This is a genomic window from Nonomuraea sp. NPDC050680, from assembly GCF_040654555.1.
Classification (GTDB): domain Bacteria; phylum Actinomycetota; class Actinomycetes; order Streptosporangiales; family Streptosporangiaceae; genus Nonomuraea.
The window spans coordinates 283137-309082 of record NZ_JBFAIF010000005.1 but is presented as its reverse complement, the minus strand read 5'-3'; the positions used below and the strand labels follow the sequence as shown (position 1 = coordinate 309082).

Sequence of the window (25946 nt, the reverse complement as noted above, 5' to 3'; positions counted from 1 at the left end):
ACGTCGTTCGTCATCCATCGCCATGAGCGAACATTGTTCGTCACGATCGACGTTCGCCCATATAGGAAGGGAGTCCAGCCATGACCACGCCCACCAGCCCCGCCACAGCGGTTCCGGTGGCCCGTCGATGGGCGATCCTCGCCGTGATCCTCGCCGCGGACATCCTCGACCTGCTCGACTCGACCATCACCAGCATCGCCGCCCCATCCATCACCAGGGCCCTGCACGGCGGTGACTCCCTCGTCCAGTGGCTCGGCACCAGCTACGCCCTCGCCCTCGGCGTCCTGCTGGTCGTCGGCGGCCGGCTCGGCGACAAGTTCGGCCGCCGCAGGCTCTTCCTGATCGGCCTCACCGGATTCACGATCGCCTCGATCGCCTGCGGTCTCGCGTTCGACCCGGTCTCGATCATCGTCGCCCGGCTGGTCCAAGGGGCCTTCGGCGCCCTGCTCATCCCGCAGGGTTTCGGCATCCTCGGCTCGGTCTTCCCGCGTGAGGAGATCGGCAAGGCCTTCAGCGCCTTCGGCCCCACTCTGGGCCTGTCGGCCGTCGGCGGCCCGATCCTCGCGGGCTTCCTGATCGACGCCGACCTGTTCGGCCTCGGCTGGCGCGCGATGTTCCTGATCAACATCGTGCTCGGCGGCACCGCGATCGCCGCCTCCGTCAAACTCCTTCCTCATGACGAAGGCGACCCGGACGTCTCTGTCGACGGCCTCGGCTCCGGCCTGCTCGGCGTCGCGATGTTCGGCCTGCTCTTCGGCCTCATCAACTGCTCCGCCAACGGCTGGACCCTCGGCCCGGTCCTCTCCCTCGCCGCCGGTCTCCTCTTCGCGGGCCTCTTCGCCCGCCGTCAGGTGACCGCGGCCAACCCGCTCATCCAGCCGTCCCTGCTGAAGAACCGCGGCTTCACCTCGGGTCTGATCCTCGGCGTCGTCTTCTTCGCCGCCGTCGCCGGGCTGCTCTACGTGCTCTCGCTCTTCCTGCAGAACGGGCTCAGCAACACCCCTCTCCGCGCCGCGCTGGTCGGCATGGCCCCGGTCGCCGCAGGCATCGTGATCTCGTCGATCGCCTGCTTCACACTGATCGCCAAGCTTGGCCGGACCCTGATCTTCATCGGCCTGCTCATCACACTGACCGGCACCGGCTGGCTCTACGCCCTGGTCCACACCTCAGGCGACTCGATCGGGGCCTGGGAACTCGTCCCCGCCGTCTTCGTCATCGGCCTCGGCATGGGTACCTGCTTCGGCACGATCTACGACGTCACGATGGGCGACACAGACCCCGAGGAGGCAGGCAGCGGCAGCGGATCGCTCTCCGCCGTCCAGCAGCTCGCCAACGCGATCGGTGCGGCGGCCGTCACCACCGTCTACTTCAAGTCCCTCGGCGGCGGCCAGGCCCACGCGGTCACCACCAGCCTCATCGTCGTCGCCGGAGTCACCCTCCTGAGCTGCTGCGTCGTCTGGCTGCTGCCCCGCCACGCCCCCACCCAACACCACTGATCCCAAGGAGTACCAAATGATCCTCATCACCGGAGGCCGCGGCGCGGTCGCCGCCCACCTGCTGTCCCTTCTCCACGAGCACGACCTCGCCGTCCGAGTCGCCTCCTCGGACCCCGGCAAGCTCGAGCTGCCCCAGGACGTCCCGTCGATCAAACTGGACCTGACCGACCCCGCCACCTTCCCGGCCGCCCTCGCCGGAATCGGCTCGGTATTCCTCTACGCCGAGGCCTCGCACATCACGCAGTTCGTCGCCGAAGCCGCCGCCGCCGGAGTCCAGCACATCGTGGTCCTGTCCTCTGCGGCGGTCCTCGGCCCCAACGCCGAAAACGACCACCTCGCCAAGGGGCACCTGGACGTCGAGAACGCCGCCTGGAACTCTCCGATCACCACGACGATCCTGCGTCCCGGCTCCTTCTCGGGCAACGCCGGCGCCTGGGCCTGGCCCATCAAGTCCGGCCGTCCGGTGAGCCTGCCGTTCCCCGGCTCCTACAACGACCCCATCCACGAGAAGGACGTCGCCGAGGCCGCCTTCGCGGTCCTCACCAAGCCGCGGTTCCAGCAGCAGAAGTACACCTTGAGCGGACCTGAGTCCCTGACATTCGGCGAGCAGATCGACCAGCTCTCCCAGGTGACGGGTCAGCCCATCACGATCAAGCAGGTCTCCCCTGAGGAGTGGAAGCAGGAGATGGCGGAGTACATCCCAGACCTCTACGCCGACGCTCTCATCAACTGGTGGAAGTCCAACGACGGCAACCCCACCCCACTGACCCACACAATCGAAGAACTCACCGGACACCCCGCCCGCACTTTCGCCAGCTGGGCCCAAGACCACGCCGCCGACTTCAAGCACTGACACCAGAGCCATCGCGCTCACCGCCCCGGCCTATGCCGGTTCGACTGGCCGGACCATCGCTCAAGGTCGCCGTCTTGGTCGTCCCGATGGTCTTCACTGTGCGCTACGTCGCCCACGTCTATGAGCGGTCGCTTTCGTAGGCCAGCCACTGCGCGCAGGTGTGGAGCCCGTAGTCCAGTGTCACGCTCGGCCGCCAGCCCAGCTCGGTGGCGGCCGGCTCGACATCGACCAGTGGCTTCGGCGGGCCGTCTGACGTTTCGACGTCCAGTGGCCGCACCGCTCCTGACACCGCCTCGGCCAGCTCCCGCATGCTCAGCCGTTCCGGGTTGGCGATGTTGAACACCCGCGACTCCGGATTCCCGGCCAGCGCCGCAAGCACCGCGCGAGCGATGTCCTGGACGTGCACCAACTGCACGGCAGAGCCCGTGACGGGCGCGGGACGGTTGAGCGACGACCGCAGCACCAGCTCCGCGACAGCGCCCCGCTGCGGCATCCCGGGCCCATAGGGCTCGCCCAGCCGCAACACCACGGCGCCGCCCGCCGCCTCCTCCACCTGCCGAATGGCCCGCACCAGCGGCGTGGCGGCGGGGGCGTCCGCGAGTGGCGAGGAGGGGGCGGCATCCCCGAGCGTAGAGGAGGGGGCGGTATCCCCGCGTGGCGAGGAGACCGCGTGCTTCTCTTGCCCGTAGACGGCGCAGGAGCTGAGCAGGACGCCGCCGCGCCCGTCGGCGAAGGCCGCTCGCGCCAGGCGCAGTTCCTCCTCCGGGTCGGCGTCCTCGTCCCAGCCAAGCGCGCAGACATGCACCACCACGGCGGCACCCGCCTCGGGGCCGGCCCTTCGATAGCCGTGGTCGGCGAGCGCGCCCGCCAGGTGGTCGCGGACGAATGTGTCGGCGCCCGTCAGGGCCACCACGGGGCGGTCGGCGAAGGCCGGGGCGCGGTGTGCGGGCCGGTCGGCGAGGCCCGCTTCCAGGCCCGCGCGGGCCGCCTCGTGCAACTCGGGCGCGAGCCGGGCGAGCTCCCGGGCCCCGAGCTCATGGCAGAGCCCGCCGGGACCCATCGTGGCGAGCGCCCGGTCCAGCACGCGCGGGTCGCCGCGCACCCCGCCACGCACGTCGGCGCGCACCCCGCCACGCACGTCGGCGCGGTCGCGCGGGTCGGCGTCGTCCCCAGCGCTATCCGGGGCACCGTCTCCGCCGGTCTGGCCGTGGACGATGCCCATGGTGTAGGCCGTGAGCCAGAGCGGCCAGTGCCGGGTCGCCGCCCTGGCCCGCAGCGACTCCGCGTCGATGCCCCGCCCCGCCAGGTAGTCCTCGCAGCGGATGTCGCGCCACCGCCCGGTCCCAGGGACACGGACGGCACACTGGGCCACCCCACGCTTGAAGAACGGGATCACCGGCAGCTCCCCGAGCACGCGCTCCTCGGAGCACCGGTCCGCCTGGGAGCCATCGGGGAAGAAGCCCTGTGGGTGGTCCGGGAACATGCCCTCCGAGCCGCCGGGGAAGGAGCCCTGCGGATCGTCGGAGAAGAAGCAGGGGGAGCGGCGCAGCCCCTGGAAGTCGTTGTCCACCAGGCTCGCCAGGTCCTCGTGCTCGGCCAGGCTCGGCACCGCCACGAACACGGGCACCCCCGCCTGGCGTAGGTACCGCCCCATGAGCACGTCGTCGGGCCAGGTGTCGCCCCGGTCGCGGGCCCATTCCACGTACCCGCCCGCGACCTGTCGAGGCAGCAGCAGGGCCGCAACCGGCGTGTACTCGCCGGCCCCGGGCACCCATCGAGCCCCGGCGAGCGCGCCCTGCCGGACGGCGGCGCCGTTGCGCGAGTTCCAGAAGGCGAACAGGGCGAGCGCGGCGTGCGGCATGGCGCGGGCGGCACTCTCGGCGCGTTCGAAGAACGTGCTTGAGAGCACCATGTCGTCGTGCAGCAGCAGATGGTGGGTGGCGTCCGAAGGGATGCTGGACCAGGCGAGCAGCGAGGTGCGGAACGCCGACGGACGCCCGGCCGGGTCGGGATCGGTGACGACGTCGAAGACCCCGCCGGCCAGCCGGATGGCCGCCTCTCTGCGCTGGGGATGCGCCATCACGGCCCCGGTCAGCTTCACCTGCTCAGGCATCGGCTCCACCTGCTCAGGCATCGGCTCCACGTGCTCAGACGTTGGCTTCACGTGCCCAGGCATGCGCCTGCCGCGAGCTCGCCCGACTCCAGCAGGTCGAGGGCGTCGCGCCGGTCCCCGCCGTCCCACTGCACCTCGCGGACGACCAGCAGCCCCGAGCCGCACGCCACCAGTACTCCGCCGACGCCGGTGGACCAGACAGGCGCGAGTACGGTGCCGGGCGGTTCTTGGCCGCCGTATTCGATCAGGTCGGCGGTGTGCACGAACAGCTTGCGGCCGCCGACGAAGGTGAAGGCCCCCGGGTACGGCGCGGCCAGCGCGCGGATCCAGTCGTAGAGGTCGTCGGCCGGCTTGGACCAGTCGATCACCCCGTCCTCCGGACGGCGCTTGTCCCACCACGAGCCGCCCGGGGGCTGCGGTCGTGCCACCACTTGTCCCGCCAGCAGCAGCGGCACGTACTTGGCGAGCAGCTCGATGTTGATCTCGGTGACCTTGCGGTACACCTCGGTGACGTCGTCGCGGCGGCTGATCGTGAACTCCCGCTGCGCGATGAGGTCCCCGGTGTCGGCGCCCTCGTCGAGGAAGAACAGGCTCACCGCGCTCGTCGTCAGCCGCTTGATGATGGTCCACGGCAGCGCGGCGCGTCCCCGGCCCTCCGGCAGGCGGGTGGGGTGCAGGCCGATGGAGCCGAGCGGGCAGACCGACAGCAGCGGCTCGCGGACGAGCTGCGACCACCCGGCGATCACGAACAGGTCCATCTCCTTGACCCGCTCGTACGCCTCGCCGTCGTTGATGTCGGCGGTCTCCAGCAGCGGGATGCCGTGCTTCTCGGACGCTTCTCGCAGCGGGGCGTACCCGGAGCGGTGCTGCAGCTTCGGCGGGTAACCGATCAGCAGCGACGGGGGAGTGCCCTGCGCGGCCAGTACGTCCACAGCGGGGGCGGCGAACTCCATGCCCGTGGCGAACGCGAACGTCTTCACAAGACCTCCCTCAGCACCCCGAACGCTTCGGCGTGCGTGACACCGATCTCCGCGCCGCGCAGTGTCGCCAGCGCCGTCACCGACTCCTCGCTCCTGATGTGCGGGGAGGGCCGGTGCTGGCTCTTGTAGCCGCGCAGCGCCTCCAGTTTGCGTGCTAGGTGGGCGCTGATGTCGCAGAACGCCGTCGATCGCGGCATCGGCTCGGCCGCCCACTGGATCTTCGACATCTCGTACAGCAGCACGGTCGGCACCAGCCACTTGCCGAACTGCTGGGCGATCGGCCTGGCGGCCGCGAACCCGGCGCCGAACACCGCGAGATGGTCCTGGTCGTAGTCGGCGAAGCTGGGCAGCAGGAGCAGGTCGGGCCGCCGCTCGTTCAGCGCCCGCTCGAACAGGTCGACCAGTTCCCTGCGTGGCAGCGTGTCCAGCCGCTCGGTCAGGTCCATGTCGCCGTACGCGATCTCGTACGAGAAGCCCAGTGTGGCCCGTACGGCCTCGATCTCGTCCAGCCGCTGCCGATAGCTGGTGGCGCCGTCGAGACCGTAGTGCCGCATCCCGTCGACCGCCAGATACAGGACGTGGACCTCGGCCCCCGCCTCGACCTGCGCGGCGATCAGGCCGCCGCAGCCGAGTACCTCGTCGTCGGCGTGCGGGGAGATCACCAGCACCCGGTCAAAGCGGCGCATTCACTGCCCTCCGGTCCTCGCGGGCGCGATAGTACTCGGCGGTGCTCAGGATCAGCTCGTCGAGCGCGATCCGGGGCCGCCAGCCCAGGTCGGTGGCCGCCCGCAGCGCCGGGATCTTGTGGAACGACTCGGCTTCCGCGTAGTAGGGCCCGTGCACGCTCCTGCCGTCGACGCTGACGATCGGCGACGGGCTGCCGAGTAACTCCTTCACCCGCTGGGCCAGCTCCATGATGGTGACGGCGTTCGCCGGGTTGCCGACATTGATGATGATGTCATCGCAGTTCAGCGCCGCGTCCATGTAGTCGATGAGGAACCCGGTCAGGTCACTCGCCGCGATGAACGCCCTGACCTGCTCGCCGCCCGCGAACACGGTGATCGGCTTCTCGGCCAGCGCCTGCTGGACGAACGTGGGCATGACGAACCCGCCCGCCCGCGACTGTCGCGCCCCCGCCACGTTGAACGGCCGGATGACCACCCCGCGCAGCCCGTGCTGGCGGCTGTTGGAGACCATCGCCTCGGCCAGCGTCTTGGCGATCGCGTACTCGATGCGGGTGTTGTACTGCGTCGGTACGACGATGTCGTCCTTCTCGTCGAGCACCCCACTGCGGCCGTACACCTCGGCCGAGCTGAACAGGCATAACGGCGCATCTGCCCGGATACAGGCGTCGATGACCGGCGCGGTGCTGCCGATGATGTCGTGGCCGAGCCGGCCCGCCCTGGACAGGATGCTCGCGGGGCCGACGTAGGAGGCCGCGTGGATGACGCGGTCGGCCCCCGCGAAGTCGCCGCCGTCCGTCAGGTAGTCCTCCACCCGCTGCCGGACGACCGTGCAGCGAGGGTCGGCGTCGTAGTCCTCGCCGTCGATCACCGCACCCGCGTTGGAGTCGATGATCGTTACTCGGTGGCCCGCGTCGAGATACGCGTCCACCAGATGTGAGCCGATGAAACCGAGACCGCCCGTGACGATGACTTCGCCACTTGGAGCTCCCACGGGCCTGCCTTTCCCACGAAGCCGTGATTTCGAGGAAAAAAGGTCACTCGGGGCCTGTGCCGCCCCGGTGGCACCTAGCGTGGGATTAAAACAGTTTTCGCCACGCTTGTCACGCGTGGCACAAGTTTTCATGGTTTGACGCTGGCTTCCTGGACCGATCAGCCGGATCGGGCGTACGCTCGCCGCAATTCGGGCACAGGGAGTGACATGGCCACGTCGAGGGAACGCACCTTCACCGGCACCCGCGCCGCGAACGTGGTGCGCGAGTGGCCCCACGAGCAGCCGCGCTACGTCGCCATCCTGGTCCACGGGTACGGCGAGCACATCGGCCGGTACGAGTACGTGGCCGACGCCCTGGTCCGGCACGGCGCCGCGGTGTACGGGCTCGACCATGTCGGCCACGGCAAGTCGGCGGGCGACCGGGTGCTGGTCGTGGATTTCGAGGACGTGGTGACCGACGTACACGCTGTGGAGGAACAGGCCCGCGCCGACCACCCGCGCGTACCGGTCGTGCTGATCGGCCACTCGATGGGCGGCATGATCGCCGCCCGCTACGCCCAGCGCTACGGCGACGGCCTGGCCGCGCTCGTCCTGTCGGGCCCGGTGATCGGCGAATGGGAGGTGATCCCCGTCCTGCTCGCCCTCGACGAACTGCCCGACGTCCCCATCGACCCGGCCACGCTCTCCCGCGACCCGGCCGTGGGCGTCGCCTACGCCGAGGATCCGCTGGTCTGGCACGGACCGTTCAAGCGGCCCACGCTGGAGGCGTTCGCCACGACGATCGCCACGATCGCCAAGGGCGGGTCGCTGGGCAGCCTGCCGACGCTCTGGATCCACGGCGCCGACGACCAGCTCGTCCCGCTGACCTCCAGCCGTACCGGCATCGAGACGATCCGCGGCGACGACCTGACGGAGCGAATCTATCCCGACGCCCGGCACGAGGTGTTCAACGAGACGAACCGGGACGAGGTCCTGACGGACGTCACGACCTTCATCGACCGCGTCCTCGGCCACTGACGAGCGCTTGGCCACTGACTCAGCCACGTTTGACTCAGCCACGTTTGACTCAGCCACGTCGCAGCGCCCTCCTTGGTGCCTCGCGGCGGGGTCATTTCACGGGCAGCCACAGGTGTCCGGATCCGTGGGTCCGCGTCAGGTTCACGCGGTAGCACCCGGCCTTGGGGAAGACGAAGCCCGTGCCCCACTCCTCACCCGGCCGCCGCCAGGTCGAGCCGCCGTGCTGCTCGGGACCGAATGTGGGCTTCGCGCGGGTGCCGTCGGGCAGCGCGGCCGTGACCTTCAGCGGCCCTTCACCGGTCATCCGCCACACGATCTTGACCTCCTTGCCCCGCTTGAACGGAACCGGAGCGAACAGCAGCCCCCACACCTCAGCGCCCTGCGAGACGCCGCGCACCTCGGGAAACCCGTCCCCTTGGGTGATCAGCGGCGTCCCGTGACACGCCACCCCGGTGGTGGCGGGCGTCGGAGTCTCCGTCGCTGATGTCGGTGCCCCGGCCGGCGTCGGTGTCCCGGCTGATGTCGGTGCCCCGGCCGGCGTCGGTGTCCCGGTCGCTGTCCGTGCTCCGGCTGGTGTCCGCGAGCCGGCCCCGCCGGTGGCGGGCGCTGTGGCCGCCTCTCGCGGCTGCGCCGCCTGGCCGCTGCTCGCGCAGCCGGCGGCCACTATGAGCACCACGCCGATTGTCATCCGTCTCATCGAACCTCCTTCGCTCTCACGACACGTACTCCGGAGAGCGGCAAGAGGTTCCTGGTTCAGGGTTCGGCGCGGATCTAGGAACCCGCCCGTGGCCTCGCGCCCGTGGAGCGAGAGGCCCGTACTCAGCTGGCGCCCGTACCCGGCTGGCGCCCGTACCCGGCTGGCGCCCGTACCCGGCTGGCGTCCGTACTCGGCCGGCGCCCTACGAGGCGTCTTCGCAGCGGACCGTGACCACCGCGAACCACACATGCGAACGCGCGTCCTGGGACGCCACCGACTCGAACACCTCGCACGCCGTGAACCCGTGGTTCAACGCGTTCTGCCTGGCGGCGGCCTCGGCGCTGGCGAGCGCGGCGTCCTCCTCGATGCCCTTGCCGAACCCGTCGAACAGCGCGCCGCTCCGGACGGTGACGTTGGTGGAGGCGTCGGCGGAGGCGGGCAGAGCGGCGACGAGGGCGCCCGCGACGATGCCGGAACCGGCCAGCGTCGTCGCAGCCAGCGCGCCCAGCAGCTTTTTGGTCAGGTACTTCATGGGATCTCCCCGAGCTTCGATCGTTGGGGCTTACGCCTGAGAGGCGTTCCATCCCGTTCCACCTGTCACCGGATGCCTTTTCACCGGATGCCTTCGCGGTCAGCAGCCCGGAAACGGTCGGAGCTCGTCACGCGGAAATGGCCGAGGTCCTATTCCTCTCCCGATTCGAAAATAAGCCAGCTCCTTCTCGGTGGGTCTCTTTCGAGCCAGTAACCCCAGCTGTATTCATACGGCGCGTTTCGGTCGTGGCTTTTGAGTTCGAGTCTTACCGAGACGTTCATTACGGTTGTATACCTACCCGTGCCATCCACATCAGGATAGGCCGGATGGATGGTGACTGCCGTAAGATCGGTCCAGCTACAGAATGGACTGTCGGCCATAGACTCCTCGCGATCGGCGAATTCTGAGGTGGACAAGCGGCGGGCAGTGCCGATGTCTCTCGCTATGATCGCCTTCAGGTAAGTCCTTACGACGTCTTCGGGTGAGGTGCTTTCCGCCGGCGGTCGGATGTCGTGAAGCTTGCGGGGAACGCAGTAGAAGCCAGTGAATTCACCGATGGCCGGATAGAGCAGGCCGAATGAGGCGGCGAACAGCACTGCTAAACCAGCGGTGACATAGGTTTTCGGCTTCAAGGCCGCTCCCCGGACCAGCGCTTTCCAGGCACGAACGCCGTATGCATGAGAGGAGGGCTGCTCGCGTCACCATCGTTGAGCATCTCCAGTGCCCTATCCACCAGGCCACCGTACAAGCCGGACGCCGACCGCGCGCCTGCCCGCAGTCGTCGCCCTGTGTCATGAGCGTAACGGGCAGCGAGGTCCGCCCACGGGACATCTGCCCCACCGCAAGCATGAAGATCCCTCCGCCCCGTCCGCCCCAAGGCCCCGGGAGAGCTTTATGATCGTAAAAAGAAATACCAGATCAGGCCCAGGGCAATCAGCCAGACAATGGCGCCGACGCCGCAGACCACCAGGCAGCCGGTGATGACTGTTCGTTTTCTGCCTCGATCGCCCCATTCGTGACGACCACGATCTGGATCCATGCTAAGAGGCTACTTCCCTCTCGCCTCGAATAATCGACCATGGCCATAATGGAGGGGCATTTGTGGCATTTATCTATTTCCGAGGATGGGAAGGATCATTGCGGAGGGATATTCCTGACCATGAAAGACCTCGAACCGGGTACCCCGTGTCCGCACGGCCCCCGCCGCCGGCTCCCCGGTCCCATGGTTGCGCGCGAGCTGACCAGTACGCTCGCGAACGCCTTCGCGTCGATCCGGTGCTTTCCGTACGGCGTGCGCATCAACACCACGGGCAGCGGCCCGGCACCGCGCGGTCGGTAGCGATCGGCTAGCAGCACCACGCCGTCGGGCATCGAGACTCGCAGATCACGAGCGACGCCACATCATCGACCACCGCCTCCGGCAGCCCGAGGAACCTGTCGAACAGCCTGCCGAGCATGCCCATGAGATGTCCTCCAGCTCGGCCCCCAGAGTAGAGCTCCGGGGCGGAAGGAACAGTGGTTGACGGTGAGAAGGATGTTGCCTCAACGGAACCAAGGCGCCTGCCGGCAGTCGGCGGGTCTTCGAGCTCGTACGCGCATACGGCGTCGGCCGACGGCCACCGGAGACCGTCGGCCGACGTGGGACCGGTGACTTCCTCCTCGTCGCCTTGTCTGCACAGACGAGACATGACGAGGACAGACGAGAAGGAGGCGAAGATGCGAGAGCCCCCACCCACGAGCCACGCCAACACCGCCGGTGACGCGTGGCTCGGCGGGGTCGCGCTGCTGGGCCGGGCCGCCGACTACGCGCTGGACTGCCTGCGCCTCGCCACGTCCGCCGATCTGGACCGTCCAACCCCGTGCCACGGCTGGGACCTACGGACCTTGCTGGCACACACGAACGACTCGTTCGCGGCACTGACGGAAGCCGCAACCTTAGGACATGTCGCCCTCGTCTCTTCGCTGAGCGACGACAGGGGCGACCGCTACAGCGCTGGCGGCGACAGCGGCGACCGCCACGGCGAAGGCGACGGCGACGGAGACAGCGGTGACCGCCACGACGGAGACGAGCGCCACGACGGAGACGAGCGCCACGACGGAGACGAGCGCCACGACGGAGACGAGTGCCACGACGGAGACGACGGCGACGTCCACGGCGGCCATGACGTCCACGGCGAGGGCGCTGACGGTTTGCGAAACCGCGCCACCAGCCTGCTCCACGCCTGGGCAGGGGCCAAGGACGCGGTGATCTCCGTCGGCGGCTGCCCCTTGACGGCCGCGATGGTGTCCGCCGTAGGCGCCGTCGAGGTGGCCGTGCACGCCTGGGACGTGTCCCAAGCGTGCGGTCACCCCCGCCCCATCCCGGACGACGTGGCGGCCGAGCTCCTCCCGCTGGTCCGCCTCTTCGTCACGGACGCCGACCGGCCCGCCCGATTCGCCGTACCCCTGAACGCCGCCCCCCGAGCCCCAGCTCAGGACCGTCTGCTCGCCTACCTGGGCCGCGACCCCCACTGGACTGACAACAGGAAGTAGCTTGACAGCATTAATTGTCGGTGTCAGCGTGGAGCCATGTACGAAGTCGCGGTGATCGAGGACCCGGCCGCCGCCGAGGCGTCGCTGGATCCGGTACGCGCCCGGCTGCTGGCCGAACTGGCCGAGCCGGGATCGGCCACGATGCTGGCCGCCAAGGTCGGTCTGGCCAGGCAGAAGGTGAATTACCACCTCCGAGCCCTGGAAAGCCACGGTCTGGTCGAACTCGTCGAGGAGCGGCGCAAGGGCAACTGCACCGAACGCGTCATGCAAGCATCGGCTGCCTCCTACGTCATCTCGCCGACGGCCCTGTCGGCGGTCCAGCCCGACCCGTCCCGTTCCCCCGACCAGCTCTCGGCCCGCTGGCTGCTCGCCCTGGCCGCTCGCCTGGTACGTGACGTGGGCGCCCTCATCACCGGTGCCACGAAGGCCAAGAGGCGGGTGGCGACGTTCGGCATCGACGGCGAGGTCCGCTTCGCCTCCGCCGCCGACCGTGCGGCCTTCGCCGAGGAGCTGTCCGGAGTGGTGGCCGCGCTGGTCAGCAAGTATCACGACGAACAGGCCGAGGGTGGACGGCCCCACCGTCTGGTCATCGCTATCCACCCATCTGTGGGGAAACAGAGCACCGACGGGTGATCTGCTCGCTAATCAGGGGTTCCGCCGACGGATGATCCGGCCGAGATGCGGGTACGGATAGCGGCGCATGAGTGCGAGGGCGGCCCTGTACCCCAGGCCGTACCAGACCGATGAATGCATGTGCGGCCTTGTCGACGCGGCGGTGAAGCCCAGCGCCGAGACCAGGGCGAGCAGCGTGGTGGCGACGGCCGATCTTCGTGCGGCCGTCGCCCCCACTAACGGCCGCCGAACGAGCGGACCATGTCACGACGCGAGCGTCTCCAGGACCTGGTCGCCGTACTTGGCCAGTTTGTTCTCGCCCACCCCGTTGACCGTCCCCAGCTCCGCCAGCGTCGACGGCGAAAGCGTCGCGATCTCCCGCAGTGTCGCGTCATGGAAGATCACGTAAGCCGGCACCCCCTGCTCCTTGGCCGTCGCCGCCCGCCACGTGCGCAGCCGTTCGAACACCGGTGCGGCGTCCGCCGGCAGCTCCACCACGGGACGGTCCTTGGCACCGGTCTTGGCGGTCTTCGCCCGCGCGGCCCGCTCGGGGTCGCGGCGCAGCCGCACCTCGCGCTGCCCGCGCAGCACGTCGGCGCTCGCGTCGGTGAGCACCAGCGCGCCGTAGTCGGACTCGACGGCCAGCAGCCCCTGCGCCAGCAACTGGCGCACCACCCCGTGCCACTCGGTGTTGCCCAGATCGGCGCCCACCCCGAACACGCTCAGCGAGTCGTGGCCGTGCTGCAGCACCTTGGCCGTCTTCTTGCCGAGCAGGATGTCGGCGATCTGCCCGACGCCGAACTTCTGCCCTCGCTCGCGGCGCAGCCGCAGCACCGTGGAGAGCACCTTCTGGGCGGGGACCGTGCCGTCCCACGACTCGGGCGGCGCCTGGCAGGTGTCGCAGTTGCCGCACGGCTCGGAGCCCTTCTGCCCGAAGTAGTCGAGCAGCATCACCCGGCGGCACTCGACCGTCTCGCACAGCGCCAGCATCGCGTCGAGATGGAGCACCTGGCGGCGCCGGTGGGCCTCGTCGCCCTCCATGGCCAGCCGCCGGTGCTGGACCACGTCCTGCAGGCCGTAGGCCATCCAGGCGGAGGCGGGCAGCCCGTCGCGCCCGGCCCGGCCGGTCTCCTGGTAGTAGCCCTCGACGGACTTCGGCAGGTCGAGATGGGCGACGAAGCGTACGTCGGGCTTGTCGATGCCCATGCCGAACGCGATCGTGGCCACCACGACCAGCCCGTCCTCACGCAGGAAGCGCGCCTGGTGCGCGGCACGGGTGCGGTTGTCGAGGCCCGCGTGGTAGGGCACGGCGGCGATGCCGTTGTCGACCAGGAAGGCCGCGATCTTCTCGACCGAGGAGCGCGACAGGCAGTAGACGATGCCCGCGTCGCCCTCGTGCTCGGTGCGCAGGAAGTCGAGGAGCTGGCGTTTCGGCTCGCTCTTGGTGGCGATGCGGTAGTGGATGTTGGGCCGGTCGAAGCTGGCCACGAAATGCCGGGCCTGCTCCAGCCGGAGCCGTGAGGCGATCTCGGCGTGGGTGGCCGGGGTGGCGGTCGCGGTCAGCGCGATGCGCGGCACCTCCGGCCAGCGCTCGTGCAGCTCCGACAGCGCCAGGTAGTCGGGACGGAAGTCGTGTCCCCACTGCGACACGCAGTGCGCCTCGTCGATGGCGAACAGCGAGATCTCGCCCTTGGCCAGCAGCCGCAGCGTCGTCTCGACCCGCAGCCGCTCCGGCGCCAGGTAGAGCAGGTCGAGCTCGCCCGCGAGGAAGGCCGCCTCGACCCGTTGTCGCTCGTCGAAGTCCTGGGTGGAGTTGAGGAACCCCGCGCGCACGCCGAGCGCCGTCAGCGCGTCGACCTGGTCCTGCATCAGCGCGATCAGCGGTGAGATGACCACCCCGACCCCGGCGCGGACCAGCGCGGGGATCTGGTAGCACAGCGACTTGCCGCCGCCGGTCGGCATGAGCACCAGCGCGTCGCCGCCGTCGACGACGTGATCGATGATCTCCTGCTGTCCGGCCCGGAACGAGTCGTAGCCGAACACGCGGTGGAGAGCCTCGGTTGGGGTATCCATGCGGCTACCTTACGTGTTCGCCGGAGGCCGTTCGCTCTGTTCGCCCACGGCGATCGTAGGCCACCAGGCAGAGAGCGCCGAGCCCGCAGGCCGCCGCCAGCGCCACCATCACCGCAGAGTACCCGGCCAGCTGCGCGACGCCCGCCGCGAGCAGCGGGGCGACGCCCTTGGCCACGGTGATCGGCAGGGCCAGGGCCCCGCTGAGCGTCGCGTAGGCGCTCGTGCCGTACCGCTCGGTGAGCAGCGCGGGACGGGCGATCGTCGCCACCCCGAACCCCAGCCCGAACAGCACCACGCCGCAGACCGCGCCCGCCACGCTCCGCCCGGCCACCGGCAGCAGCAGCGCGGCGGCGCCCTGCGACCCGAACACGGTTGCGGTGATCAGCGCCACCGGCCATCGCCCCTGCAGGCCCGTGGTCACCAGCCGGCCGGTCACCGACAGCACGCCGAGCAGGCCCGCCACGCTCGCCGCGAAGAGGGGCGAGTGGCCGAGCGCGATCAGGTACGTCACCAGCAGCACGCCCATGACCGACACGGCGCCCGTCTGCGTCAGGAACGCCGCCGCCAGCAGCCAGAACGGCCGCTCCCGCAGCGCAGCCCCGACGACGCCCCGGTCCACGACCCCAGGAGAGGGGCGGTTCCGTACCGCCAGGAAGTGCAGGGGTATGGCCGTCAAGGCGTAGCCGATGGCCAGGATGACCAAGGCCTGCCGCCAGCCGTACCGATCGACGAGGAAGCCGGTCAAGGGTAGGAAGATGCTGGAGGCGAAGCCGGCGACGACGGTCACGGCGAGCAGGGCCCGCGACCGTCGCGCCGCGTCGAACCAGGCGACGATCACCGCGAACGCGGCCTCGTACAGCACCATCGCGGAGGCGACGCCGAGCACCACGCAGACGAGATAGAGCTGGGCCAGGGTGTGCACCTGCGACCAGGCGAGCACGGACGCCGCGCCGAGCGCCGAGCCCGCCGTCATCAGGCCGCGCCCGCCGTGCCGGTCGAGCCATCGGCCGATGGGCGGCGCCACGACCGCCGACACGAGTACGGCCAGCGTTATCCCGCCGGTGAGTTCGGCGACCCCCGCGTGCATATCGCGAGCCATCGGGGTGATGAAGACCGAGAAAGCGTAGTAAAGGATGCCGTATCCGGCGGTCTGGGTGATCGCCAGCGCACCGACCAGGCGAGCAGACGAGGCGATCACGCATGATGTCGTTCCCGTTCACCAAGCTATGGACACTGTGACATGAATCCCACCTTTGTCGTCACCGGCGGCGGCCGGGGCATCGGCCGGGCCGTGGTGGAACGGCTCCTCAAGGACGAGGCCACCGTGGTCGCCGTCGAACGCGACCCCGCCGCGCTGGACTGGGCGGGCCCCCGGGTGATCCCGGTCGTCGGCGACGCGGCGGACGAGACGGTCACCGAGCAGGCCGCCGACCTCGCGCAGGACGCGGGCAGGCTGTCCGGCTGGGTGAACAACGCCGCCGTCTTCAGGGACGCGTCCGTGCACACCGCCACGACCGCGGAGATCCGCGAGCTGATCGCCGTCAACCTGGACCTCGCCGTCGTCGGCTGCGCCACCGCCGTGCGGCGCTTCCTCCAGTCCGGTACGGCCGGCGCCATCGTCAACATCACCTCCCACCAGGCGCGCAGGGCGGTGCCCGGCAGCCTGCCCTACTCCACCGCGAAGGCCGCCATCGAGGGCCTGACCAGGGCGTTAGCCGTCGAGTACGGCAGGCGCGGCATCCGGGTCAACGCGGTGGCCCCTGGTTCGGTGGCGACGGAGAGGTACGCCGAGTTCCTGGCCGCTCAGCCGTCCGAGGTGGCGGCGGGAATCGAGGCGGAGATGGCCAGGTTGCACCCCCTCGGCAGGGTCGCGGGAGCGGACGAGGTGGCCGACGCGGTGGCGTATCTCCTCTCGGACGGCGCCGCCTTCGTCACGGGCGCGACCCTCCCGGTGGACGGCGGCCGCGCGGCACTCGGACTCGATCCCGAATTCAGGGAATGAAAACCATTGTCGTACGGTTGCAGGGGGCATGAGAAAGAACCTGCACCCCTCGTACCAGCCAGTCGTCTTCCGCGACCCGAGCGTCGGGTTCGCCTTCCTCACCCGCTCGACCCTGACGAGTGACAGGACCGTCGAGTGGGCGGACGGCCACACCTACCCGGTTGTCGACGTCGACGTCTCCTCGGCGAGCCACCCCTTCTACACGGGGCGCGGACGGGTCCTCGACGCCGCCGGGCGCGTCGAGCGCTTCAAGCAGCGTTACGGCAAGGTCTGATCGCTACTTCCGCCGGTGGAAGCCCGCATGTGCCGGTTACTAGTGGGTACATGGCTTTCACCGGCGTGGAGTGATGGTGGTCAGAATGAGTCTAACCGGAAGGGAACGCCGCATCCTCGGGGAAATCGAGCAGGCACTTGAGCTGGAGGACCCCGACATGGCGCGGCGGGTAGCCGCAATCAACAAGATCGAGACAGGGTCGGACGCGGGGGCTTACCGCGAGCGCATGCAGTCGTGGGCCGGGGCGCACATCTGGCTGATCGCCTTGCTCGGGGTGATCGCCGTGCTGTTGCTCGTGCTGGCTGTCATCACCGCCTGAGCGAACGCGTCCGCCTTCGCGCAAAACGCAGCCTTCACACAAAACGCACCCTTCACACAAAACGCACCTGAGCCCACGCACCTCAAAGCCCGGTAGCTCAGGCCAAGCACCTCAGGGCCGAGGCGATCCGCGGGTCGAGATCGTGGCCGGCCGGCAGGCGCCCCACCGTGGCCTCGACGAATTCCTGCGGCGCCAGCGTCGCGCTCAACCCGTCCGTGCGCACCACGACCTGCTCCTCGGCCGTCTGCTCCACCTGGACATCCGCCTCCTGCTCCGACAGGGCGAACCGGCCCACCGCCACCCGCCAGCGCGTCCGGCCCTCTGCCTCCTCCGCCGTCACCGGCGCGCCGACGTCGTCGGCGTGCGTGGCGTACTCGGAGTCGTAGTGGAGGGCCTGCAACCCCACCGGGTACGGGCCGGCCATCGTGTCGAGCGAGGCGTCCCGGCCGAGCTCCCGCATGCGGCGCCGGGTGTCGGCGTTCTCGGTCCGCCATTCGGCCAGCACCTGTTCGACGGGCATGTCCCGGCGCTGTCGTACGCTCCACTCGTTGAAGTCGTGGAAGCCGTTGACGCCCTCCCTGGCGAGGCGGGCCAGCAGGTGCTGCACATTGCCGTCGAGGCAGGCGTGGTTGTAGAGCTCCTCACCCGCCAGATGGCCCAGGACATCGCGGACGGACCATCCCTCGCAGCGCGACGGCCGCGCCCATCCGGCGTCATCGAGACCGGCGAAGAAGCGGTCGAGCCTGGCCGCCTCCGCGTCGAAACCGTCGAACGGATCGAACTCTTTCAACAGATCATCAGCCATACCTCGAAGCTACCCGTCGGCTGTCGTCTCTCACGAAAGGCGCGGCGCAGAACGGTCAAGCTCCGGACAAGACGGAAGCCCGGCCCCCACAGGGGGACCGGGCTTCCGCTCAGATGTGTCCAGCCAGGTTTCCGCTCAGACGTGCTCAGCGGAGCCGGCATGGTGCTTAGCGGTACCAGCGCGGGACGACCCGCACGTAGTCGGTGCCGCTCGTGGCGCCGTCGAGCTCGTCGTCGCCCGCGTACACGGCCTTGAACACGCCGCTCTTGTAGGCGCGCGTCCTGGCCTCGATCTTGCCGTTCCAGCCGGTACGGTCGGAGGCGACCCACTTCCAGCCGCTGGAGCCGTTGGCCTTGTAGAAGATGCTGACCCGCTCACCGCGGACGCCCTTCCAGCGGTCGTCGTCGTTGACCTGGAGACGACCGGAGAACCAGATGGTCCTGCCCTTGCGGACCTTCGACGGGTCGGCGCTGAAGCGCGAGATGCGCGTCTCCGCCTTGCCCTTCTGGATCTCGACGGCGAAGAACGCGGTGTCGGTGTCGACGACCTTGCCGTCCTTGTCGAAGGCCTGGGCGGTGGCCTTCCACTTGCCGTCCTGGTCGTTCTCGTTGAACGGGACGGAGAAGCGCCAGCTCTCGACCTTGTTGACGTCCTTGGCCCGCAGGGTGCGGGCCTGCGGGTTGACCGGCTCCACACTGAGCTGGACCTTCTCGACGTCCGAGCTGGCGTCGACCTTGAAGAAGGCGTCCGTCTCGCTACCGGCCTTGACCACGACCGGGTTCGGTGAAATGTCCCTGATGTCGACGGTCGGAGCCTTCGTCGTAGCCGACGCGGCCCCGGCGCCCGAGATCAGAAGTGTCCCGCCCACAAGGGCAGAGACGAGTCCTACAGCGATGTTCTTCATGAGGGTGCTGATTCCTCTCGTTCCCCGTTTCGCTGAGGCCGGCTCGGGATAGCCAACCTCCTCTACTACTTTGAGGCACAAGATGGGGAAAAGGTTGTCTAAAGTTACAGAAAATCTTTGATCACGGTCTTGACCAGGACCGTTACCAAAAAATCCGATTTGTGACCCCCTGACCGGCTACAGTCTGCCGCATGACCGACGTCTACACGCTCGGCGAGGCGCTGGGGGTCGTGTCCAGCGGCCGGGTACGTCATGAGACCGAAGCCCGGTTGGACGTCACCGGCCCGGAGTTCAACCTCGCCATCGCCCTGTCCCGACTCGGACATAAGGCCGCCTACCTGGGCAAAGTCGGCAACGACGAGCTGGGCGCCAGAGTCCTCACCGTGCTGCGGGGCGAGGGCGTGGACGCGGCGGACGTCAGGGTCATCGAGGGCGCGCACACCGGGTTGCTCCTCAGGGAGGCGCGGGTGGGCCGCGAGCAGCGCCTCACGCACTACCGCAGCGGATCGGCCGGTACGAGCCTGAAGCCCGGCAACGTGCCCATCGACCGTATCGGCTCCGCGAAGATGCTGCACGTCACCGGCCTGACGGCGGGGCTCGGCAGGGACACCCTGGAGGCGGTCCGCACGGCCGTGAGCGCGGCCAAGACCGCCGAGGTGGCCATCTCCTTCGCCGTCGACTACGTACCCGAGCTCTGGCCGTCGGTACGCGAGGCCGAGGAGGTGCTGGGCGAGCTGGCCTGCGCCTCCCACCTGCTCTTCCTCGGCCAGGACGAGCTCGACCTGGTCAAGCCCGCGCTCACGCCGGAGCGCGAGGTCGTGGTGAACCGCGGCCTGAAGGGCGCGAGCGTACGGGCGGACCGCATGCGCTACGACGCGCCCGGCCCGCAGGTGCCGATCGTGGACACCGCGGGCGCGAGCGACGCGTTCGTGGCCGGCTACATCAGCGCGGCCCTGGACGGGCTGACCCCACCCGAGCGCCTGCACCGCGGGACGCTGCTGAGCGCCGCCGCGGTGACCAGCGCCAGCGACTGGCAGGGCCTCCCCACCAGGGCCGACATCTAGCGCACGGCCCGTTTTTCCGCTCCCCGGAAGGGGGGCCCTCCAAAAGGACCCCAGCCGCTGTCAGGGGGTGACCGTGATCGTGAAGGTGGACGTCGTGTTCTTGATGTTCTGCGCGTTGTTGCCGAACCTCAGGTTGTTGAACGTCACAGAGCCCACAGCCGGCCCCTGGCCCGGCTCAGGAAGCTCGTTGGCCCAGACTCCGAAACCGGACTTGGCGTCGAAGGCGTCCCCGCTCTTCTGAGCCCCACTGATCGACACGTTCGTGAAGATCGTGTCCTTGACCGGGTTCTGCGGCTGGTTGCCCACGTAGTTCGTCTGGAACATGATCCCGTGGTAGGTCGGATCGACGATGTCCAGGTTGCTGACCCTGATCCCCTGGAACACCTTGGAAGCGGAGAACACCCACATCGCCGGGAAGGTCTGCTGGCCCCAGAAATGCCCGCCGGCCCTGACCAGCGAGATGTTCTCGAAGCTCGTCGGCGGGCTGGCCCCGAACCCGAGCATCTGGATGCCGAAGTCCAGCGAGCTGATCGTGACGCCCGAGTAGACCAGGGTGTCGGCGACGTAGATGTTCCTGAAGGTGTTGGCGTACCCGCCGTAGACCGCCACGCCAGCGGCCCGCCAGGTGAGCAGCGACGTCAGGTTCTCGAAGACGTTGTCCCGCTGCTCGCCGTTGTTGATGTCGATGGCCGAGAACAGCGCGAAGCTGTCGTCGCCCGTCGAGCGGGCCTCGATGTTCGTGACCAGGTTGCCGGTGCTGCCGTTGGTCATGTTGATGCCGTCCGCGAAGGTGTCGCGGATGCGCGAGTTCTTGATCGTCATGTTGTCGGTGTTGGTGCCCCAGAGCAGGCACATCTGGTGCTCCACCCAGATGTTGTCGATCACCATGTTCGCCACGCCGGCCAGGTCGAAGACCTTGCCGGGGCCGTCGTTGCGGGAGGTGTAGTTGCCGAAGGAGGCGAAGTTCGCGAACGTCGACCCGTTGGCCGTGGCGTCCGCGCGGAAGCCGGTGTCGGTGTTCTCCTGCCCCGACGGTGAGACGAACCTGGTGAACCACGGCCCGGCCCCGACGACCTTGACCGCCTTTCCGTACACCTGGAACTTACTGGCCGTCTGGTAGTCGCCCGCGGGCAGGTAGACGCCGACGAGCGTGCTGTCCTGGCGCGCCTTGTCGAGCGCGTTCTGCACGTCCTGGTGGGTGAAACCGGCCGGTACGGCATAGTGCGCCGGGTCCGGGTTGGGGATCTGCGTCACCTGCTCCAGGTCGACGAAGTCGATCGTGTACGTCGAGCCGTTGGCCGCGTCCTTCTGCAGCTTGATCTTGTGTCCGGCCTGGACCGTGGTGCCGAGCAGCAGGTTGGCCTCGTCGTAGATGTGCCTCGGCGCCCCGGACCCGGGGGAGTTTCCGGGGCCCGCCTCAGGGCCGTAGAGCCAGGCGTAGCGGGAGGTCAGGTCGATCGTCTTGAGGAAGGTTCCGTCGACGTAGACGTTCAGCGACGAGCTGGTCCCGCCGCCGCCCGCCGCGTCCGGGATGGAGAACCTGGTGACCAGCGTGTTCGTGGCCGCCCTGGTGGTGAACTCGACGTAGGAGCCGTTCGTGCCCAGAGTCACCGCCCGGCGTCCGGACGCCTCGCCGGCCAGATCGCCGACGGTCCTGTTCGGGCCGATGCGGGTGGCGCCGCCGCCGATGGTCGCGTCCTCCGCCTCATAGGTGTCGTACGGCATGTGCGCGCCGCGCCCGACGAACAGCTGCTGCGTGCTGGTGTTGTTGGCCCGCTTGACCGGCAGCTCGTTGGCGTCGTCGGCCAGCACCACCTTGACCGTGTACCTGCCGTTGGCGGCGGTCCAGGTGCCGAGCCCGGCCGGCCCGGCGGTGGCGCCCGGCGCGATCGCGCCGCTGGTGGCGCCGGTCAGCGTCTTGACGACCGTGCCGGACTCGTCGGCGACGGTCAGCGTGATGCCGTGGGAGCCGCCGCTGGAGGCGAGGCTGCCCTGGTTCTTGATTCCCACCGAGAACGTCACGGTGTCGCCCTGGCCGGGATTGCCCGGCGTCCAGGCCACCGGCGCCGCGACCAGGTCGGCGGTGTCGACCGGCTTCACGGTCAGTGAGGTGGTGGCCGTGTTGTTGCCCTCGTTCAGCTCGACGACCTTGCCGTCTTCGTCGACCTTGGCGCTCACCTGGTAGGTGCCCGCGTCCCGCGCGCCGATGGCGCCCGACACGGTGGCCGAGGCCCCGGCGGCCAGGGCGCCCACGTTCGCGGTGCCCGCCTTGACGGTGCCCAGGTAGAAATTGACGGAGGTCGCGGCGGAGGGGGCGGTGCCGGCGTTCTTGACGGTGGCCGACAACGTGACCGCGTCGGTCTCGACCGGGGTCGCCGGCGACGAGGTCAGCCCGCTGACCGTGAGGTCGGGGTTGGCCGACGGGGTGCCGAAGACCTGGAACTCGGCGACCTGCCCGCCGGGCGCCCCCGAGTTCGTGGTGATCTTGAGCTGCACGTCCGCGACCTTGGCCGTCACCGGGATCGTCACGGAGTTCCCGGTGGCCGGGTCGAAGGTGTAGACGGCCTGCGCCACCAGGCTCGACAGGCCGGTGGCGCTCTGCTCGCGGCCGAGCACCTGGATGGTCTGCGTACGCCGGGCCCAGGCGGGGTCGGGGTTGAGCTTGAGCACGATGGAGGTGAGGTCGGCGTTCGCGCCGAGTCGCACGGTCAGCGTGTTGGGATAGGCGGCGCCTTCCCAGTACGTCTGGACGTTGCCGTCGTTGGCGTTGGCCGCCACGTAGGTGTGGGTGTGCGACGACTCGGTCATTGGCTTGCCGGTCGCCAGGTTCGTCCCGTCACCTGGATCTCCGGGGCCCGCCTGGCCATACACCTCGAACTCGGAGAGCTGACCGGCGGGCCAGGCGCTGTTCGCGGTGATCTGGAGGCGCACGTAGCGCGTGCCGGAAGCGCTGAGGGGGATCGTCGCCGTGGGGTTGAAGGTGTAGGTGGCCGCGTCCTTGATGGTGCTGAAGCTCGTCCCGTTCGCGCTGCCCAGCACGGTGAGCGTCTGCGTACGGCTGGGCCAGCCGCTCGGGAGCTTGAGCGTCAGCTGGTTCACGGTGGCGGCGGAGCCGAGGTCCACCTGCACCCACTGGGGGAAGGCGTTATTGGCCGACTCCCAGTAGGTCGCCTGGTCGCCGTCGGTGACGTTGGGGGCGGGATAGACGTCGGTGAAGCTGCTGGCGGTGGCGGTCTTGCCGGCGGAGAGGTTGGTGTCGGCCGCCCACGCTGGGGCGGCCAGGACTCCGATGACTAACGCAAGGGCGGCTAGGACAGCTCTCATGGGGGATGGCCCTTCGAGGAAGACGATGGCCGAACCATAAGATGTCCAGCAGAAGGCAGCAATATTTCGACGACATTTCGCAAAGAATTGACTGACAAGTGACGGCTGCAGCCCTCCCCTCTGGCTGGTCAGGAGGCGTAAGTCCGCTAAATATCGGCGGCGACCGGCCGCAAGCGGGAGACGTCGGATCCGCGTAAGCGGTTGCAAGCCCTTGCGTGATCGGCCTTATAGTTTGCGCATGACACGACGACTCGCAGAGGTGGCCAAGAAGGTCGGGGTGAGCGAGGCGACCGTGAGTCGCGTGCTCAACGGCAAGCCCGGGGTGTCCGAGGCGACCCGCGAGGCCGTGCTGACCGCGCTCGACGTCCTCGGCTACGAGCGCCCCACCCAGCTGCGCGGCGACCGGGCCCGGCTGGTCGGCCTGGTGCTGCCCGAGCTGCAGAACCCGATCTTCCCCGCCTTCGCCGAGGTGGTCGGCGGCGCGCTGGCCCAGCAGGGCTTCACCTCGGTGCTCTGCACCAGGACGGTCGGCGGCGTCTCCGAGGCCGACTACGTCGATCTGCTGCTCCAGCAGCAGGTCAGCGGCGTGGTCTTCGCCGGGGGCCACTACGCGCAGGCCGACGCCTCGCACGCCCACTACGCGCTGCTGCACGAGCGCAAGCTGCCCACGGTCCTGGTCAACGCGGCCGTCGCCCACCTCGACTTCCCGCAGGTGTCGTGCGACGACATCGTGGCCGCCGAGATGGCCCTGGCCCACCTGCGGGCGCTCGGTCACGAGCGCGTCGGCATGGTGCTCGGACCGAAGGACCACATGCCGTCGCGGCGCAAGCTGGAGACGTTCCTCGCGGGTGGCGGCGATCCCGAGCTGGTCGAGCACACGATGTTCGCGCTGGAGAGCGGGCACGCGGCGGCCGCGAGGCTGGTCAGGCGAGGAGTGAGCGGCATCATCTGCGCCAGCGACCTGCTCGCGCTCGGCACGGTCCGGGCCGCCCGGCGCGCGGGGCTGACCGTGCCGGCCGACGTGTCGGTCATCGGCTTCGACGACTCGGCGCTGATGAACTGCACCGACCCGCCCCTGACCACGGTCCGCCAGCCGATCGACGCGATGGGCCGGGCCGCCGTGGACCTGCTGGTCGCCCAGATCGACAAGGCCGTGGTCCCCGCCGACGAGCTGCTGTTCGAGCCGGAGCTGGTCGTACGGGCGTCCACGGCGCGCAAGGCTTAATCCAGTCGTTATCTTGCAATCCACAGTCGTAATATTGCGGAGATCGGTCGGCGAACCTATGGTGTGGGCACCTCGCATTAGAAGGGTCAGCCCATGCAGAGATCCACAGGACTGTTAGTCGTCACCGTTCTCGGCCTGTCCGCCACGGCCTGTGGTTCGGGCGAGCCCGCCAAGTCGACGGCGGGCGGAGCCGCCCCGGTGTCGATCACGGTGGCCTGCCAGCCGGCGAAGTCCGCGCCCAAGGAGCGGCAGGCTTGGGACGACGACGTCGCCACGTTCATGAAGGCGCACCCCGGCGTGACAGTGAAGAGCACGGACCAGCAGCCGTGTTACGACCCCAAGACGTTCGGGCCCAAGCTGGCGGGTGGCCAGATGGAGACCGTCTTCGTGGTGCCCGTGACGAACTACAACGACGTGATCGGCCAGGGCCAGGCGCTGGACATCACCCCGTACACCAGCGAGATCAAGAACTGGAACGACCTGCGGCCCGACGTGAGGCAGTTGGTCACCAAGGACGGCAAGGTGTACGGCGTGCCGAACGTGCACTACGGCGTGGGCCTGGTCTACAACCGCGCGCTGTTCACCAAGGCCGGGCTCGACCCGAACACGCCGCCCAAGACGTGGGCCGAGGTCCGCGAGGCGGCCAAGAAGATCGCCGGCCTCGGCGCCGGGTACGTCGGCTACGGCGAGTACTCCGGCGGCAACACCGGCGGCTGGCACTTCACCCAGGCCATCTACGGCCGCGGTGGCAGCATGGTGACCGACGACGGCAAGAAGGCCGCGTTCAACTCGCCCGAGGGCAAGGCCGTGCTGCAGAACCTGCACGACATGCGCTGGGTCGACAACAGCATGGGCAACAAGCTGCTGGTCGGCTGGGAGTCGCTGATGATGGCGATGGGCAGCGGCAAGGTCGGCATGATGCTCGGCGCGCCCGACGTGGTCACCGACGTCGTCAACAAGTTCAAGGGCAGCGTCGCCGACTACGGCATCACCGGCCTGCCCGAGGCCAAGGCGTCGCTGAGCGGCGGCGAGGCGTACATGATCAACCCGAAGGCCACCCCCGCCGAGGCCAAGGCGGGACTGGAGTGGGTCGACTTCCGCTTCAACACCGCAGGCAAGGGCCGCTTCGACTTCGCCCGCGGCAAGACGCTCGGCAACCCCGTCGGCGTGCCCGACAACGACGTCTACGGCGACTCGGCCACCGGCAAGGCGATCAAGCAGGACCGCACGGCGAACGCCACGCTGCCGGTCGCGAACTACCAGCCGTACGTGGACGCCGCGGCCACCATCCCGCCGAAGGCCGAGCCGGTGCACGCCCAGGAGCTGTACGCCATCCTCGACGTGGCCATGTCGGGCGTGCTGAGCCGCCAGGACGCCAACATCGACAGCCTGCTCTCCGACGCCGAGACCAAGGCCAACTCGATGCTGGCGACCAAGGGCTGACCTG

General features: G+C 69.1%; 25 protein-coding genes. 11 read left to right on the top strand and 14 right to left on the bottom strand.

Annotated elements, in window-relative coordinates:
• Positions 1–80 precede the first annotated feature (80 nt).
• Positions 81–1496, top strand: coding sequence for an MFS transporter (locus tag AB0H88_RS21375; RefSeq protein WP_357646923.1), 1416 nt, complete (start codon positions 81–83; stop codon positions 1494–1496).
• Between the two features lie 16 nt (positions 1497–1512).
• Entirely contained in the window at positions 1513–2349 is an 837-nt protein-coding gene (locus AB0H88_RS21370; protein ID WP_357646921.1) for an NAD(P)H-binding protein, read from the top strand.
• 118 nt (positions 2350–2467) lie between these two features.
• On the opposite strand, the gene AB0H88_RS21365 is transcribed toward AB0H88_RS21370, so the two are convergent.
• From AB0H88_RS21365 to AB0H88_RS21350, 4 genes are read right to left on the bottom strand one after another with little or no spacing between them, the layout of a single operon-like run.
• Positions 2468–4462, bottom strand: coding sequence for an NAD-dependent epimerase/dehydratase family protein (locus tag AB0H88_RS21365; RefSeq protein WP_357646919.1), 1995 nt, complete (start codon positions 4460–4462; stop codon positions 2468–2470).
• A 47-nt stretch (positions 4463–4509) separates the two neighbouring features.
• Entirely contained in the window at positions 4510–5442 is a 933-nt protein-coding gene (locus AB0H88_RS21360; protein ID WP_357646917.1) for a methionyl-tRNA formyltransferase, read from the bottom strand.
• Positions 5439–6128, bottom strand: coding sequence for a PIG-L family deacetylase (locus AB0H88_RS21355; protein WP_357646915.1), 690 nt, complete (start codon positions 6126–6128; stop codon positions 5439–5441). The genes AB0H88_RS21360 and AB0H88_RS21355 overlap by 4 nt, the downstream gene beginning before the upstream one ends.
• The gene (locus AB0H88_RS21350) at positions 6115–7119 is read right to left on the bottom strand and encodes an NAD-dependent epimerase/dehydratase family protein (protein WP_357646914.1); all 1005 of its coding nucleotides are present in this window, start codon (positions 7117–7119) and stop codon (positions 6115–6117) included. The genes AB0H88_RS21355 and AB0H88_RS21350 overlap by 14 nt, the downstream gene beginning before the upstream one ends.
• A gap of 207 nt (positions 7120–7326) precedes the next feature.
• Here AB0H88_RS21350 and AB0H88_RS21345 point away from each other — a divergent pair, with 207 nt between their 5' ends.
• Positions 7327–8136, top strand: coding sequence for a lysophospholipase (locus AB0H88_RS21345; RefSeq protein WP_357646912.1), 810 nt, complete (start codon positions 7327–7329; stop codon positions 8134–8136).
• A 91-nt stretch (positions 8137–8227) separates the two neighbouring features.
• Here AB0H88_RS21345 and AB0H88_RS21340 read toward each other — a convergent pair whose 3' ends face one another.
• From AB0H88_RS21340 to AB0H88_RS21320, 5 genes are all read right to left on the bottom strand, one after another.
• Positions 8228–8833 carry a hypothetical protein gene (locus tag AB0H88_RS21340; protein ID WP_357646910.1) on the bottom strand — a complete coding sequence of 202 codons (606 nt, stop codon included), beginning with the start codon at positions 8831–8833 and terminating at the stop codon, positions 8228–8230.
• A gap of 202 nt (positions 8834–9035) precedes the next feature.
• Positions 9036–9365 carry a hypothetical protein gene (locus tag AB0H88_RS21335; protein ID WP_357646908.1) on the bottom strand — a complete coding sequence of 110 codons (330 nt, stop codon included), beginning with the start codon at positions 9363–9365 and terminating at the stop codon, positions 9036–9038.
• Between the two features lie 149 nt (positions 9366–9514).
• The gene (locus AB0H88_RS21330) at positions 9515–9997 is read right to left on the bottom strand and encodes a hypothetical protein (RefSeq protein ID WP_357646906.1); all 483 of its coding nucleotides are present in this window, start codon (positions 9995–9997) and stop codon (positions 9515–9517) included.
• A gap of 260 nt (positions 9998–10257) precedes the next feature.
• Positions 10258–10404 carry a hypothetical protein gene (locus tag AB0H88_RS21325; protein ID WP_357646904.1) on the bottom strand — a complete coding sequence of 49 codons (147 nt, stop codon included), beginning with the start codon at positions 10402–10404 and terminating at the stop codon, positions 10258–10260.
• A 95-nt stretch (positions 10405–10499) separates the two neighbouring features.
• Positions 10500–10736, bottom strand: a complete 237-nt coding sequence (locus AB0H88_RS21320; protein ID WP_357646902.1) for a CocE/NonD family hydrolase — start codon at positions 10734–10736, stop codon at positions 10500–10502.
• A 345-nt stretch (positions 10737–11081) separates the two neighbouring features.
• Here AB0H88_RS21320 and AB0H88_RS21315 point away from each other — a divergent pair, with 345 nt between their 5' ends.
• Positions 11082–11897 carry a hypothetical protein gene (locus AB0H88_RS21315; protein ID WP_357646900.1) on the top strand — a complete coding sequence of 272 codons (816 nt, stop codon included), beginning with the start codon at positions 11082–11084 and terminating at the stop codon, positions 11895–11897.
• Positions 11898–11933: 36 nt separating this feature from the next.
• Positions 11934–12530 (top strand): helix-turn-helix domain-containing protein, encoded by a 597-nt coding sequence (locus AB0H88_RS21310; RefSeq protein ID WP_357646898.1) that lies wholly within the window; start codon positions 11934–11936, stop codon positions 12528–12530.
• A gap of 243 nt (positions 12531–12773) precedes the next feature.
• On the opposite strand, the gene recQ is transcribed toward AB0H88_RS21310, so the two are convergent.
• Together recQ and AB0H88_RS21300 are read right to left on the bottom strand one after the other, a co-directional pair.
• On the bottom strand, positions 12774–14582 hold the full coding sequence (recQ, locus tag AB0H88_RS21305; RefSeq protein ID WP_357646896.1) for a DNA helicase RecQ: 1809 nt from the start codon (positions 14580–14582) through the stop codon (positions 12774–12776).
• A gap of 4 nt (positions 14583–14586) precedes the next feature.
• Positions 14587–15780, bottom strand: a complete 1194-nt coding sequence (locus AB0H88_RS21300) for an MFS transporter (RefSeq protein WP_357646894.1) — start codon at positions 15778–15780, stop codon at positions 14587–14589.
• A gap of 42 nt (positions 15781–15822) precedes the next feature.
• On the opposite strand from AB0H88_RS21300, the gene AB0H88_RS21295 reads away from it, so the two are divergent.
• The 3 genes from AB0H88_RS21295 to AB0H88_RS21285 all read left to right on the top strand — a co-directional run bounded on the left by AB0H88_RS21295 (position 15823) and on the right by AB0H88_RS21285 (position 17177).
• Positions 15823–16584, top strand: coding sequence for an SDR family NAD(P)-dependent oxidoreductase (locus AB0H88_RS21295; RefSeq protein WP_357646892.1), 762 nt, complete (start codon positions 15823–15825; stop codon positions 16582–16584).
• Positions 16585–16612: 28 nt separating this feature from the next.
• Complete coding sequence (locus AB0H88_RS21290) at positions 16613–16858, top strand: type B 50S ribosomal protein L31 (protein WP_357646890.1); 246 nt, start codon at positions 16613–16615, stop codon at positions 16856–16858.
• An 85-nt stretch (positions 16859–16943) separates the two neighbouring features.
• A complete protein-coding gene (locus AB0H88_RS21285; RefSeq protein ID WP_357646888.1) occupies positions 16944–17177 on the top strand; it encodes a DUF3040 domain-containing protein in 234 nt (77 codons plus the stop codon).
• A 97-nt stretch (positions 17178–17274) separates the two neighbouring features.
• On the opposite strand, the gene AB0H88_RS21280 is transcribed toward AB0H88_RS21285, so the two are convergent.
• Both AB0H88_RS21280 and AB0H88_RS21275 read right to left on the bottom strand, forming a co-directional pair.
• Positions 17275–17982, bottom strand: a complete 708-nt coding sequence (locus AB0H88_RS21280) for a maleylpyruvate isomerase family mycothiol-dependent enzyme (protein ID WP_357646886.1) — start codon at positions 17980–17982, stop codon at positions 17275–17277.
• 166 nt (positions 17983–18148) lie between these two features.
• Positions 18149–18886, bottom strand: a complete 738-nt coding sequence (locus AB0H88_RS21275) for a hypothetical protein (RefSeq protein ID WP_357646884.1) — start codon at positions 18884–18886, stop codon at positions 18149–18151.
• Positions 18887–19077: 191 nt separating this feature from the next.
• Here AB0H88_RS21275 and AB0H88_RS21270 point away from each other — a divergent pair, with 191 nt between their 5' ends.
• On the top strand, positions 19078–19950 hold the full coding sequence (locus tag AB0H88_RS21270; RefSeq protein ID WP_357646883.1) for a sugar kinase: 873 nt from the start codon (positions 19078–19080) through the stop codon (positions 19948–19950).
• Positions 19951–20010: 60 nt separating this feature from the next.
• On the opposite strand, the gene AB0H88_RS21265 is transcribed toward AB0H88_RS21270, so the two are convergent.
• Positions 20011–23274, bottom strand: a complete 3264-nt coding sequence (locus tag AB0H88_RS21265) for a discoidin domain-containing protein (RefSeq protein ID WP_357646881.1) — start codon at positions 23272–23274, stop codon at positions 20011–20013.
• Positions 23275–23512: 238 nt separating this feature from the next.
• Here AB0H88_RS21265 and AB0H88_RS21260 point away from each other — a divergent pair, with 238 nt between their 5' ends.
• Together AB0H88_RS21260 and AB0H88_RS21255 are read left to right on the top strand one after the other, a co-directional pair.
• Positions 23513–24499 (top strand): LacI family DNA-binding transcriptional regulator, encoded by a 987-nt coding sequence (locus tag AB0H88_RS21260; protein WP_357646879.1) that lies wholly within the window; start codon positions 23513–23515, stop codon positions 24497–24499.
• Between the two features lie 93 nt (positions 24500–24592).
• Positions 24593–25942, top strand: coding sequence for an extracellular solute-binding protein (locus AB0H88_RS21255; RefSeq protein WP_357646877.1), 1350 nt, complete (start codon positions 24593–24595; stop codon positions 25940–25942).
• The last annotated feature ends 4 nt before the right edge of the window (positions 25943–25946 follow it).